This window comes from Microvirga medicaginis (genome assembly GCF_052658925.1).
Genome location: NZ_JBQWEL010000008.1, coordinates 91,492 through 103,512 on the forward strand (window position 1 = coordinate 91,492; position 12,021 = coordinate 103,512).

The following is a 12,021-nucleotide window of genomic DNA, read 5'->3' on the forward strand; positions in this document are numbered from 1 at the left end:
GAGAGCGGCAATTCTTTTGCCGCTTCTTAAGGAACACTCCTTAAGCGCGACCGCGGATCACCTTGCGGCGCCCCCCTCGCTTTCCTATCATGGTGATGATAGAAGCGCTCGTTCCCTCAAACAGTTCCGACGATGACCGACCCTTTGTCCGCCTATATCGAGTCCACGACGGCTCCGGCCCACCGGAAGGGCTGCCCCCTCTCCGAGTTGCGGGATAAGCTTCGCCGCGTCGGCCTGCGCCCCACCCGGCAGCGCGTCTCTCTGGGCTGGCTCCTGTTCGGCAAGGGCGATCGCCATATCACGGCCGAGATGCTCTTCGACGAGGCGAGCCGTGCCCGCGTTCCGGTGTCTCTCGCCACCGTCTACAACACCCTGCACCAGTTCACGGAAGCCGGCCTCCTGCGCCAGCTCGCCGTCGACGGCTCCAAGGCCTATTTCGACACCAATCCCACCGAGCACCATCACTTCTTCCTGGAGGATGCGGGCGAGCTCGTGGACATGCCCGACACCGCCGCCGTGAGCGTGGCCGACCTGCCCGAACCGCCCGAGGGCATGGAAGTCGCTGGCGTCGAGGTGATCGTGCGCCTGCGCCGCAAGTCCTCTTAAAGAAATCAGCCGAGCAGAGTTTCGAAGCATCGGATCGATCCGATGCTTCTTTCTTTGATGAGCGCATCGTCGAACGCGGAAAATCGGGTCCACTTTTCCGCACGATGCGCTAGAAGCGGCAGCCTGGATTTTTTCTCATGCCGCTCGCACACTCTCTCGTTGCCGTTCTGGTCACCGTCATCTGGGGCCTGAGCTTCGTCGTCATCAAGCTCGGGGTCGGCTCCATGCCGCCTCTGCTGCTGGCGGCATTGCGCTTCTTATTCGCCGCCCTTCCCGCAATCTTCTTCGTTCCGCGGCCCAAGGCATCCTTCGGGAATGTGGCGGCCTACGGTTTTTTCCTCGGCGTCGCCCAGTTCGGCCTGCTCTTCGCCGCCATCGCCTTCGGCATGCCAGCAAGCCTCGCCTCCCTCGTCATGCAGGCGCAGGTGTTCTTCACGATCCTGTTTGCTGCCCTTTTCATGGCCGAGCGGCCCGGCCGTCACCAGATCGTTGGTGGCCTCATCGGCTTTGCAGGCCTGGTAATCATCGCCGTTCCGCGGCTTTCCGGGAGCGGAGCGGTGCCGTTCCTCATGACCGTGGCTGCCGCCGCCTCCTGGGGCGTGGCCAACATCGTCTCCAAGCGCGCCGGCCGGGTCGACATGCTGGGCTACATCGTCTGGGCGAGCCTCGTCGCGCCCCTGCCGCTGTTGGGCCTTTCCCTCCTGCTCGACGGTCCGGACAGGGTCATCTCGGCCCTCATGAGCATGGATTCCGGCACCTGGGGCGCCGTCGCCTATCTCGCCTATCCCACCACGATCTTCGCCTTTGGGGTCTGGGCCTACCTGCTCTCCCGCCATCCGGCGGCGACCGTGACGCCCTATGCCCTGCTCGTGCCGGTCGCGGGGATCCTTGGCTCATCCCTCATTCTGGGCGAGGCCATGCGGCCCATCGAGGCCATCGGCGGGGCCGTGATCGTGACGGGCTTGGCGCTGAACGTGTTCGGAGCGCGCCTTCTGAACCGCCAGAGAGCCGCTTGAGAGATCAGCGCAGCACGCCGAAACCCACCAGCGCGTAAGCGATCAGGAAGATCGCGACGAAGATGTTGAGAAAGCGCGGCGCCACGATGGAGGCGATGCCGAGGATCAGCGCAAGGATCGGAAGGAGCTTGAAGCTCAGATTGATGGACATGGAATCGAACCCGGAAAACAACGGATGATACCTCGTTACTTATGGGGCCATTCCTTGATAAATCGGAAAGCTTCAAATCCTGCGGTGGTCTAAAAGTCCCGCGGTATCCTGAGCACTTACTCGATCTGTTCGTTGGGATAGACGCCCCAGAGCTTTTCCTGCTGCACGTAGCCGTCGAGATCGCGCGCGCCGTCCATCGCAATCAGGATACGGCACCACCGGCCGTCGCAGGCCTTCACGTTGGTGATCACGCCCGGCTGCATCTGGGCGATGACGCCCGCCTTCGGATCGGGCCTGTCGAGCAGGCTGATCGGCGGTTCGCCCTTCTTGGCCCAGGGCATCACGAGGGCCGTGCGCCGGCCCGACAGAAGGGAGTGCAGCACCCAGCCTTCCGTGCCTTCCGAATCGCGGATGCGCCGCCAGGTTTCGTATTCGGCGATGATCTCGACAGGCAGGCCCGCGCGCTGGAACACCCAGGCGGTCCGGTGGTCCTTGGAGGGGCCTTCGCGCAGGTTCACGCGGTCGGTCTTGAGGCTCACGTAGCGGGGCACGGGCAGGCCGGTGCCGAGGCGCCCTCCAGGGGGCTGCTGCTGCGCGAGAGCCGGCACCGCGCTGACCATGAAGGCGGCAATGGCGGCGACGATCTTGCGCATGGAAGTCCTCTCGGCGACTTTGTGTCTGCTCAAGCCTCTGATAGAGAAGCTTAGCCTAAGCCGCCACGCGGCGGCTCGTCGCCATTCATTGCCGAGACAGGGTTAAGGGAGCGTGAAAACCTCATTCTGACCCAGCCGTTTTCATGCGGGGGATCGCTTAAAGCCGATGAAAAAGAGACCTGCCGTCGTCGTTACCCGCCGTCTGCCCGACGTGATCGAAACGCGCCTGCGCGAGTTGTTCGACACCCGTCTCAACCTCGAGGACAAGCCCCTCTCCCGCGAGGAGCTGACGGAGGCGGTTCGCACGGCGGATGTTCTCGTGCCCACCATCACGGACGAGATCGACGCTGCGCTGCTCGAGCAGGCGGGCCCGAATCTCAAGCTCATCGCCAATTTCGGCAACGGCGTCGACAATATCGACGTGGCGGCGGCGGTCGCGAAAGGCATCACGGTCACCAACACGCCGGGTGTGCTGACCGAGGACACGGCGGACATGACCATGGCGCTGATCCTCGCCGTCGCCCGCCGCATCACGGAAGGCGCCAAGGTGATCCCAGAGGGGGACTGGACCGGCTGGTCGCCCACCTGGATGCTGGGGCGCCGCATCACCGGCAAGCGGCTCGGCATCGTCGGCATGGGCCGCATCGGCCAGGCGCTCGCCCGGAGAGCCCGTGCTTTCGGCTTGTCGATCCATTATCACAACCGCCGCCATGTTCCGCCGAAGGTCGAGGCGGAGCTTGAGGCAACCTACTGGGAATCGCTCGACCAGATGCTGGCGCGCATGGACATCGTCTCCGTGAACTGCCCGCACACGCCCGCCACCTATCACCTGCTCTCGGCGCGGCGCCTCAAGCTCATGAAGCCCGACGCAATCCTCGTGAACACGGCGCGCGGCGAGATCATCGACGAAGCAGCGCTGACCAAGCTCATCGAATCCGGCGCCATTGCGGGCGCGGGCCTCGATGTGTTCGAGGAGGAGCCTGCGGTCAATCCGCGCCTCGTGAAACTCGCCAGGCAGGGCAAGGTGGTGCTTCTGCCGCATATGGGCTCGGCCACGCATGAGGGCCGCATCGCCATGGGCGAGAAGGTGATCGTCAATATCAAGGCCTTTATCGACGGCCACAAGCCGCCGGACCGCGTGCTGCCGAGCATGGTGTGACGCCCGGGAACAATCCTCCCTTAGATAACATATGTGAGTGCGGGCTTGGGCTGAGAACGGCCAGAAGGGTTTTTCATTCCTCGATGAAAAGCCTTCATGCCCGATCCCCTCGTTCTCAAGCTCGAACAGCGCGACCGGCTCTCGGATGACGAGAAGCGGGTTCTCGAAAGCGCGATTTCGCGCGTCCGGGTGGTCGAGGCTGACGAGGACATCGTGCACGAAGGCGAGCATCCCTCCGAGAGCAGTCTGCTCCTCGACGGATTTGCCGCGCGATACAAGATCTTCTCCAATGGTCGTCGGCAGATCACGGCGATCCATGTCGCCGGCGACTTCGTCGACCTTCACAGCTTTCTCTTAAAGACGATGGATCACGGCGTGCTGGCGCTCACGCCCTGCCGCGTCGCCGTGGTGCCGCATGCGGCGCTTGAAAGAATCACCGCCGAGCATCCCCATCTTACGCGTCTCTTGTGGCTCAACACGCTCATCGATGGTGCAATCCATCGCGAATGGCTCACCGCCATGGGCCGCCTCTCGGCCACCGCCCATATGGCGCATTTCATCTGCGAGCTTTTCCTGCGCCTGAAAGCGGTCGGCCGGACCGACGGCGACACGATCTATCTGCCGCTCACGCAAGCCGAGCTCGGCGATACGTTGGGGCTTTCCACCGTGCACGTGAACCGCGTGCTGCAGGAATTGCGGAAAGAAGGGCTCATCCGGTGGCAGGGCGATGCCCTGACGATCCTCGATCGGGGCCGCTTGGAAAAGGTGGGCGAGTTCACCCCGACCTATCTCAACCTTCAGCACGAGCATCGATAGATGTCCGAGCAGTCCACTGCGAACATCTCCCTCCAGCCCGTCTCGGTCATGAGCGACGGCGGCAGTCACGAGGGGCGCCTCGTCTTTTCCGGAGCCGATCTCGTGGCGGTCTTCGCTCAAGTTTCGGCGGAAGAGAATGCCGGCGGACGAAACGGAGCGGGCGGCTGGTTCCTGGAAGCGGGCTTCGGCCGCTGCAGCATTCTCATGACCCACCAGCCACCGGTCTTTCCGACCCTGGACGAAGCGATTGCTTGGGTGCGCGGGCGGCTGGAATCAGGATTGGCCTCATCGTGAGGCCTTGAGCCGTTCGGCGACTTCCCCCGCTGCCCGTTCGCCCTCTTCCCACGCTCCTCCGGCGGTGCCCCATTGAGCGCGCGAGAGCGCCTCGCCCGCAAACCAGATCCGCTCGGCCACAGGCGCCTTCAGGCTGTCGCGAATGGGGGCAAGCCCCGGCGGGATCACGGCCCAGGAGGCCCGCGACCAGGGATCGTTGCGCCACGTCGTGGCATGAATGACGCTCAAGTTCCGCAGAGCCCGATGGCCGAAATGCTCGGCCAGAATTTCGCGTGCGAAACGCGCCGGCGCATGGGCGTCGCGCCGATCGAACCGCGCCGCATGGGGCTGGTCGAGCTCGAAGAAATGGAAGGGCGTGTTGTCGATGCGCGTGAGAAGGCCGGGCGGGGAGCGATTCGTTCCGAGGAGCGTCGCAAGCCGGTCGGGGCCTGTGAAAGGAGCATCCGGCCAATGCAGGATCACGTGTTCGTACACCCCTTGGGTGAAGCCATGGATTGCTTCCCGCACCTCGTTCGGCAAGGCGGGCGCAAAGCGGATCGCGTCCGTCTGCAGCACGGCCATAGGGGTCGTGACGATGGCAGCCCTCGCCCGAAGGGTTCCGGCAGAGCTTTCGATCCGCACGCTCTGTTCCGACCAGTCGATGGCGTGAACGGCAGCGCCTAGGCAGATCGGCAGGCTTTTTCCGAGCCGCGCCACATAGCCCCCGAGCCCGCCCGCAATGAACAGGTTGTCCGCATATTCCATGCTTGGAAAGTCGTGCAGGCTCACCTCATCGAGCGGCCGGCCCGAGACAAGGCCGTGAATACTGGACACCCGATGCCCCAGCGGCCCCATGCCCGGCGGCAGAGCCTTGGCGGCGGGCTGGTCTTGCCCAGCTTTCGCGGCTTGCGTCATCGCCCGGTCGGCCATGGCGAAGGCCCGATGGAGAGCCGCCGATTGCGCGCGGCTTCCGGGCTTCCCGCGCACATAGAAGTGTCCGTCCGTCGGCGCCCGGCGCAAGGGTTCGCCCCGCTCGAATCCGAGCTTCACCAGAGGATTGATGGGACCTGCATGAAGCCAATGGGCGCCAAGATCCACCGGATGCCCCTTGAAGGATCGTGTAACCGTGCGTCCGCCGATGCGGTCGCGCGCTTCCAGCACGGTCACGGAAAGGCCGGAGGCGAGAAGCCGCCGCGCTGCCCCGATCCCGGCGCTGCCCGCTCCGACGATCACAACGTCGGGTTCTTGAGAAAGGGTAATGGCAGAAGAGCTGTCGAGCGGCACGAATTCCCCCACCCCCTCGCGATTCGAGAGGTTCGTTCATAAGTAAAGGCCGCGCCTGCCGCTGACGAGGCGGCACTGCCTTAGCGCATCGTGCGGAAAAGTGGATCCGGTTTTCCGCATGAACACTCCTCTCAAGAATGAGCATCGGATCAATCCCAAAAGTGGAATGCACTTTTGGGATTGATCCGATGCTCTAGAAAGACGAACCAGACATGCTGATCCAGACGGTCATTGCCGCAGCCCGCGATGTTTTCTCGCCGGCGCTCCGGCGCATCCTATGGAAGTCCATCGGCCTGACCATCGCGCTGCTGGCGCTGGTCTGGGTCGTCCTGACGCGTCTCTTCGACACCTTTCTCACGACTCACGATCTGGTCGCGAGCTATCCGGTTCTCGACAGCTTCGCATTCTTTCTCGCGGGCTTCGGCCTTTTCCTCGGATTATTCTATCTGCTCCCCGCCGTCTCGGCGATCGTGGCGGGTTACTTTCTCGACGATGTGGCCGAAATCGTCGAGCGCAAACACTACCCCGCCGATCCGCGGGGCCAGGCTCTGCCCTTCGGCAAGGCCATCCTCTATGGCCTGCGCTTTGGTGCTCTGTCGCTGGCGGTAAACCTCGTCGCCCTGCTCCTGCTCTTCGTGCCGGGCATCAATATCGGCGCGTTCTTCATCGCCAACGCCTATCTCCTCAGCCGTGAATATTTCGAGCTGGCAGCAGGCCGCTTCTGGAACCCTGACGAGGTCAAGCAGCTGCGCTACGAGCACCGGGGGACGGTGCTCGCGGCAGGCGCGGTTCTGGCATGTCTCGTTCTCGTGCCGGTCCTGAACCTCATCACTCCGATTTTCGGAGCCGCGATGATGGTTCACCTGCACAAGGGCTTAATGGCTCGACGTCTGGCCGACGGCCGGGCCGGAAGCCCGCTCCGGGTGGAAGTCGGACGTCGCGTCTCCTGATTTCGCAGCCAGCAGGTCCGGCGTCGTGGGCGCAGTGTTGCGCTTGAGATCGAACTGGCCGGTCTTGCGGAAGCGGATGAGGTAGGACGGCACGATGGCCTCGATGGTGGTGGGCGTGATGCCCAGGCCCTGGAGGGTACGGCCCTCGGCGATGGCGGCCTCCGATACCACGTTGTCCTTCTCGAGCAGGATCGCCTGATCGCGGGTGGTGACGATCTCGCGCGGCAGCAGGCCGAGAGTGAGCTTGTCGAGCCCGCCCATGATCGTGCCCTGGAAGCGAGCCACCGTATTTGGCACGGGCATGATCAGGCGCTTGCGCTCGGTCACCTCGCAGACGAACTCCATCATCTGGCGCATGGTGCGAACTTCAGGGCCGCCGAGTTCATAGATGCCCGGTTTCACCGCGCCGTCGACCGCGCGCGCGATGGTCTCGGCGACATCGCCCACATAGACCGGCTGAAAGCGGGTGTCGCAGCCCGGCAGCGGCAGCACCGGAAACATGCGGGCCAGCGATGCGAAACGGTTGAAGGAATTATCGCCCGGTCCGAACATGATGGAAGGACGCAGGATCACCGCATCCTGGCGAATCTTCAGAAGGTTCGCCTCGCCGGCGGCCTTGGAGCGGGCATAGGCCGATTCGGAATCGGCATCGGCGCCGATGGCCGAGACATGGATGAAGGAGACGGCGTTCTTGGCGGCTTCCGCGATCAGGGCGGGGGCCTCCGCCTGAATCGGATCGAAGCGCTGGCGGCCGCCTTCCTGCAGGATGCCGACGAGGTTGATGACATGGTCGGCTCGCGCCACTGCATGGGCAATCGAGTCGGGATAGCGCACATTGGCCTGGATCGCGTGGACCTGCCCCACTTTGCCCATGGGGAAGAAACTCGCCCGGTTCGGCTGGCGGGTGGCGACGAGCACCCGGTAGCCGCGCTTGGCCAGAAGGCTCACCACATAGCGGCCGAGAAAGCCCGATCCGCCGAAGACCGTGACAATTTGCTGCTCAGGGGTGCGAAGGGCACCGATCATGAAAGCCTCCTGTCCGCCAAGACTTGCAAAGGACCTGCAAGGGGAGCTTGGGGGTGAATTTGGAATGTCTCTAGTCAAACGCTGTCCCCCTGTGAAGGGGCGTCGCATCAAGAAACCGCACGAACCTCATTTTCAGTGATTGACGCGAAGCTCCAAGCACCTTAAACGAACCCTCGCCGAACAGGCATGCCCAGGTGGCGGAATTGGTAGACGCGCTGGTTTCAGGTACCAGTGGTGCAAGCCGTGGAGGTTCGAGTCCTCTCCTGGGCACCAACCCTTCTCTAAGGGGTTGATGCAAAAAGAAATCCCGGAATATAAGGGTTTCAGCCTCTCCCTGTAGGTACACAGGGAAGGTACACATGGTTATCTCGATGTCTCGCCCTTGGCGTCATCCCGATACTGGCATCTGGTATTATCGAGGCCGCGTTCCCGCTGATCTGAAGGCACAGCTCGCCGGTAAGACTGTATCCATTCAGGTCGGGGACGAGACGAGTACCGTCAAGCTCAGCCCCATCATCAAGATTTCTCTTCGGACTAGGGACGCAAGCGAGGCTCGGGTTCGCCATTCGTCCGTCCAGACCCAGCTTCAAGAGCGGTGGGCTGCGGCCCGTAAGGGAACCATCTCGCTCACCCACAAGCAGATCGTGGCCCTGGCTGGGCTCTGGTATCGCGATCTGGTGCTGACGAACCAGGATGAGCCCGGAGACCCAGACAACTGGGACATCTATCAGAGCCTACTGAGCGATGGCTTGGCCTATTTCGATCCAGAGGGCGATGGGGTCGAGCGGGAGCCATACGACCCGAAGCGGGGTGTCCGCGAACTCTCCCGCATCTTCAATCTCGACCTCTTCCTTGAGCAGCGTGGCCTGCAGATCGACAGCGAGTCGCGAACCAAGCTGTTCGAGGCCGTTGGGGTCGCCCTTATGGAAGCAGCCGAGACCCTGAAGAGACGGGGATACGGCGACTACCGGCCTGATCGAACGGTCGAGCGCTTCCCGACTTGGGAGCCTGACCGCCCGAAGGAGCCCATAGCCAACAGATCAGGTCCCACAATGACCGAACTGCTGGAGGGTTGGGCGAAGGAGAGCCAGCCAAAGCAGGCCACCTTGGACCTCTGGCGCTCCTACATCGCGAGCTTCATCAGCTTCATCGGGCACGATAATGCCCTATCGGTGACGCGGTCAGACGTGGTGAACTGGAAGCAGCACCTGCTGGACTCGAACAACAGCGTGAAGACCATCAACGACAGCAAGCTCGCGGCTCTGAAGGCGGTCTTCAACTGGGCGGTTGCGAACGAGCTGTTGCCTCAAAACCCAGCGGATAAAGTCTCTGTCCGGCGGGGCAAGAAGGCTGGCCAGAGGATGCTGGGCTTCGAGAAAGACGAGGCGGCAACGATTTTGACGGCCGCTGCCCAAGCGACAAGTCCGGTGTACCGATGGGTGCCGCTGCTCTGTGCTCAGTCCGGGGCGCGGGTTTCGGAGGTCTGCCAACTCCGGGCCGAGGACATCCATTGCGAGGACGGCATCTGGTACATGAGCTTCAGGCCCGAGGCCGGTTCCCTGAAAAACGATGGCTCCGAACGCAAAGTGCCTCTTCACCCGCACGTGCTTGAGGCTGGCTTCCTAGCCTTCGTGCGAAGCAAGGGACGTGGGCCTCTGTTCTATGACCCGAACCGACGCCGACCTGGAGCGAAGAAGCCCCAGCCGAAGATCGTCGCGAAGAACGTGGCAGCATGGGTCCACCGTCTTGGCATCGAGGTTGGGCGAAAGGAGCACCGCAAGGACCCCAACCATGCGTGGAGGCACCTGTTCAAGACGCTGGGTCGGGATGCCGGGATACAGGACAGCGTACTTGATGCGATTACAGGAAACAGCGCCCCGACCGTTGGCCGGGAATACGGGGAGACGTGGCTCACCACAGCCTCTCGTGCAGTGGCCCGCATCCAGTTGCCTGGATTGACGGAGCCCGAGACAAACCTTGCTGCGTAGTGAGTGTCTTGGGCTGCCGCTGCAGGCTGTACCAGGACCAAGTGTGGACCAGGGAATGTGCGCCACCCTGGTCCATCTCAACCTGTTGTGTTTCAAGCAACTAGCGAACGGGACCGGGAGGACCGGGTGCTACTCAAAACTCTCACATCAGAAGTCTGTCTCCTCGTCGAGGTCTTCTCGGGGAGGTAACAGGTAGAAGCGCCGCTTGCTGCCATTGACGGTCTTCCTGATTTGCTCCACCCCGGCCATCTTCAGTGCCTCCCCGAGTTCCTTCAGGTTCTTCGCATGTTGGCCGTATCCATCCTTGTGGAGTTGCCGCTGGATGCCATCGAGGGTGAACTCACGTCCACCGAACGCTTCGTAGAAGTGCCCACTCTCAACGGACTCCACAATGTAGGTTCGCAGTGGGTTGCCGCTAACCTCGATCACTGTCCTCTTGGCCTCCGTCATAGGTGGGCGGCGGTGCGGGTTGAACGTCGAGATGTCTCGCCGCATGAGGAATGAATAGATCGCGTTCATGCCCTCGGCGCTGTCGATGAACTGGTTCAGTTTCTCGTAGTACCCGTCGTCCATGGGCTGAGCCTTGCTATTCACCACGAAGTAGCGGCGATCACCCTCCTCGATGCTCAGAGGGGCCGTGTGGTTTGAGAACATGATGAAGCGGGCATAGTTCTCGATCTCCATCTGCGGGCCGTACTTCACGTTCACGCTCACCGTGCGCTCTGTGATCAACGGTTTGAGCTTGTTCGCGAGGTCCCAGTTACCCGCCTCATAGACCTCATCCACCTGGATCACGAGCTTGCCGACAAGCCAGCCATCGAACTGACCCTTGAGGTCCTTCGTCTGCGCCACCCGGCTGTTCTGCTCGCCGACGAGGCGGCGCACGATGTTGCCCAGGGTGGACTTCCCGATGCCCTTGGCTTCCGAGGTGATCAGCAGAGCGTGTCCGACCCGCTCCCAAGGCCGCTGCAGCATATGGGCGAAGTAATCCAGTACATGGCTCACGGCTGTCTGGTCGCCATTGAAGAGATAGTCGAGATGCTCGATGAACAGCCTCGGCTCTGGCGCATCCTCCTGAACTTCCCAAACGGGTGGACGCCAGAGGTTAAGCACACGGCACCCGTCGACATCGTGGGTCACCTCCTCCTTGCCGGGAAGAAACTCGATGCGCTCTGCGACGATGAACCCGAAGTCCTCCTCTTCCTCCAGAGTTGCACCGAGCACATACTCGAACTTGGGATACCAGAGACGCTTCCTCCCGCTCCGGTCGATGTAGAAGAACCCGTATTCGACCTTTGCTATGCGGTCGAAGATGTAGTCTCTGTAGGGGCTCTGCTTCAGCGGGCTCCGGCGCAAGACGATGCCCTCCTGCTGGGCCGTCCAGGCGTACTTCTGGACGACTTTCCGCAGCACCTCGTCGCACCGCTCCCGAAACTCCTTCGAGCCCTCCTGAGGCAACCGCTCTGATGAAGATGTAGATTTACTCTCGCGGGTGTCGGAGAGCTTTTCGGTCAGCATATCCATTTCTAACCCCTATACTCACACGAGTTCTGACAGCGCCTTATGCAGCTCCTGGCGCTCCTTGCTTGTCTTCTTCTGCTCAGCTGCCTCCAGGCGAGCGAGATGAAGCCCGGCGACCCCAAACGCCTCGGCGAGCCACAGACCCAGGACCGCCGTGGCCCGAGGAGGCAGGTCCCTATAGGCCCGCTTGGTTTTCCCTGAGGTGTGGTCGTAGTACTCGCCCGCGTTCAGGTCGGTGAGGCCCCGGATGCGGCGCACCAGCTGGGTGCGGAAGGCTTGATCTGACCGGAACCGTCGCGGGTCGAGTTCCTGCATCAGGAACATGGCCAGCGCGGTCTCGACCACCTGACGCGGCTCGACCGCATTCGCCAGCTTGACGACTTCCTGAGCGGCAATGCGCTCATGGCGAGAACCTGCTCGTCCCTGACGATAGCCCGCGAGGATGCCCTCGGCATGGCTCACAAGGGTCCTCCAACGGTCGTCGAGGTGACCCCATGCGGGACTTTCAGGGTTCTTGTCCATGCGGGCTCTGACGCGCCCGAGATAAGGTTTGAGGTCGGCCCTTGTAATTCCTTCCT

The 12,021-nt window shown here is 62.6% G+C and carries 13 protein-coding genes and 1 tRNA gene; 8 read left to right on the forward strand and 6 right to left on the reverse strand.

Going from position 1 to position 12,021, the window contains the following annotated elements:
- Window positions 1-132 precede the first annotated feature (132 nt).
- Together irr and ACUXUR_RS12420 are read left to right on the forward strand one after the other, a co-directional pair.
- The gene (gene irr / locus ACUXUR_RS12415) at window positions 133-606 is read left to right on the forward strand and encodes a Fur family transcriptional regulator Irr (RefSeq protein WP_445502661.1); all 474 of its coding nucleotides are present in this window, start codon (window positions 133-135) and stop codon (window positions 604-606) included.
- Window positions 607-743: 137 nt separating this feature from the next.
- Window positions 744-1,622 carry an EamA family transporter gene (locus tag ACUXUR_RS12420; RefSeq protein WP_445502662.1) on the forward strand — a complete coding sequence of 293 codons (879 nt, stop codon included), beginning with the start codon at window positions 744-746 and terminating at the stop codon, window positions 1,620-1,622.
- Between the two features lie 4 nt (window positions 1,623-1,626).
- Here ACUXUR_RS12420 and ACUXUR_RS12425 read toward each other — a convergent pair whose 3' ends face one another.
- Window positions 1,627-1,773, reverse strand: coding sequence for a DUF3096 domain-containing protein (locus tag ACUXUR_RS12425; protein WP_445502663.1), 147 nt, complete (start codon window positions 1,771-1,773; stop codon window positions 1,627-1,629).
- Window positions 1,774-1,889: 116 nt separating this feature from the next.
- On the reverse strand, window positions 1,890-2,426 hold the full coding sequence (locus ACUXUR_RS12430) for an SH3 domain-containing protein (protein WP_445502664.1): 537 nt from the start codon (window positions 2,424-2,426) through the stop codon (window positions 1,890-1,892).
- 166 nt (window positions 2,427-2,592) lie between these two features.
- Here ACUXUR_RS12430 and ACUXUR_RS12435 point away from each other — a divergent pair, with 166 nt between their 5' ends.
- The 3 genes from ACUXUR_RS12435 (at window position 2,593) to ACUXUR_RS12445 (ending at window position 4,695) form a co-directional block, all read left to right on the forward strand.
- Entirely contained in the window at window positions 2,593-3,585 is a 993-nt protein-coding gene (locus ACUXUR_RS12435) for a 2-hydroxyacid dehydrogenase (protein ID WP_445502665.1), read from the forward strand.
- Window positions 3,586-3,681: 96 nt separating this feature from the next.
- Complete coding sequence (locus tag ACUXUR_RS12440; protein WP_445502666.1) at window positions 3,682-4,401, forward strand: Crp/Fnr family transcriptional regulator; 720 nt, start codon at window positions 3,682-3,684, stop codon at window positions 4,399-4,401.
- The gene (locus ACUXUR_RS12445; RefSeq protein WP_445502667.1) at window positions 4,402-4,695 is read left to right on the forward strand and encodes a hypothetical protein; all 294 of its coding nucleotides are present in this window, start codon (window positions 4,402-4,404) and stop codon (window positions 4,693-4,695) included.
- Here the strand turns inward: ACUXUR_RS12445 and ACUXUR_RS12450 are convergent.
- Complete coding sequence (locus ACUXUR_RS12450; RefSeq protein WP_445502668.1) at window positions 4,687-5,958, reverse strand: flavin monoamine oxidase family protein; 1,272 nt, start codon at window positions 5,956-5,958, stop codon at window positions 4,687-4,689. The genes ACUXUR_RS12445 and ACUXUR_RS12450 overlap by 9 nt on opposite strands.
- Window positions 5,959-6,170: 212 nt before the next feature.
- Between ACUXUR_RS12450 and ACUXUR_RS12455 the strand changes: the two genes are divergently transcribed.
- The gene (locus ACUXUR_RS12455; RefSeq protein ID WP_445502669.1) at window positions 6,171-6,908 is read left to right on the forward strand and encodes a sulfate transporter family protein; all 738 of its coding nucleotides are present in this window, start codon (window positions 6,171-6,173) and stop codon (window positions 6,906-6,908) included.
- On the opposite strand, the gene ACUXUR_RS12460 is transcribed toward ACUXUR_RS12455, so the two are convergent.
- Entirely contained in the window at window positions 6,834-7,934 is a 1,101-nt protein-coding gene (locus tag ACUXUR_RS12460) for a complex I NDUFA9 subunit family protein (protein ID WP_445502670.1), read from the reverse strand. The genes ACUXUR_RS12455 and ACUXUR_RS12460 overlap by 75 nt on opposite strands.
- Window positions 7,935-8,122: 188 nt before the next feature.
- Here ACUXUR_RS12460 and ACUXUR_RS12465 point away from each other — a divergent pair.
- Both ACUXUR_RS12465 and ACUXUR_RS12470 read left to right on the forward strand, forming a co-directional pair.
- Window positions 8,123-8,207: transfer RNA gene (locus ACUXUR_RS12465), tRNA-Leu, on the forward strand.
- Window positions 8,208-8,293: 86 nt separating this feature from the next.
- Window positions 8,294-9,922: a DUF6538 domain-containing protein gene (locus tag ACUXUR_RS12470; protein WP_445502671.1), complete on the forward strand. Its 1,629-nt coding sequence runs from the start codon at window positions 8,294-8,296 to the stop codon at window positions 9,920-9,922.
- A gap of 147 nt (window positions 9,923-10,069) precedes the next feature.
- Here ACUXUR_RS12470 and ACUXUR_RS12475 read toward each other — a convergent pair whose 3' ends face one another.
- Together ACUXUR_RS12475 and ACUXUR_RS12480 are read right to left on the reverse strand one after the other, a co-directional pair.
- Window positions 10,070-11,446, reverse strand: a complete 1,377-nt coding sequence (locus tag ACUXUR_RS12475; protein WP_445502672.1) for a primase-helicase family protein — start codon at window positions 11,444-11,446, stop codon at window positions 10,070-10,072.
- 15 nt (window positions 11,447-11,461) lie between these two features.
- Window positions 11,462-11,965 carry a hypothetical protein gene (locus ACUXUR_RS12480; protein WP_445502673.1) on the reverse strand — a complete coding sequence of 168 codons (504 nt, stop codon included), beginning with the start codon at window positions 11,963-11,965 and terminating at the stop codon, window positions 11,462-11,464.
- Window positions 11,966-12,021 lie beyond the last annotated feature (56 nt).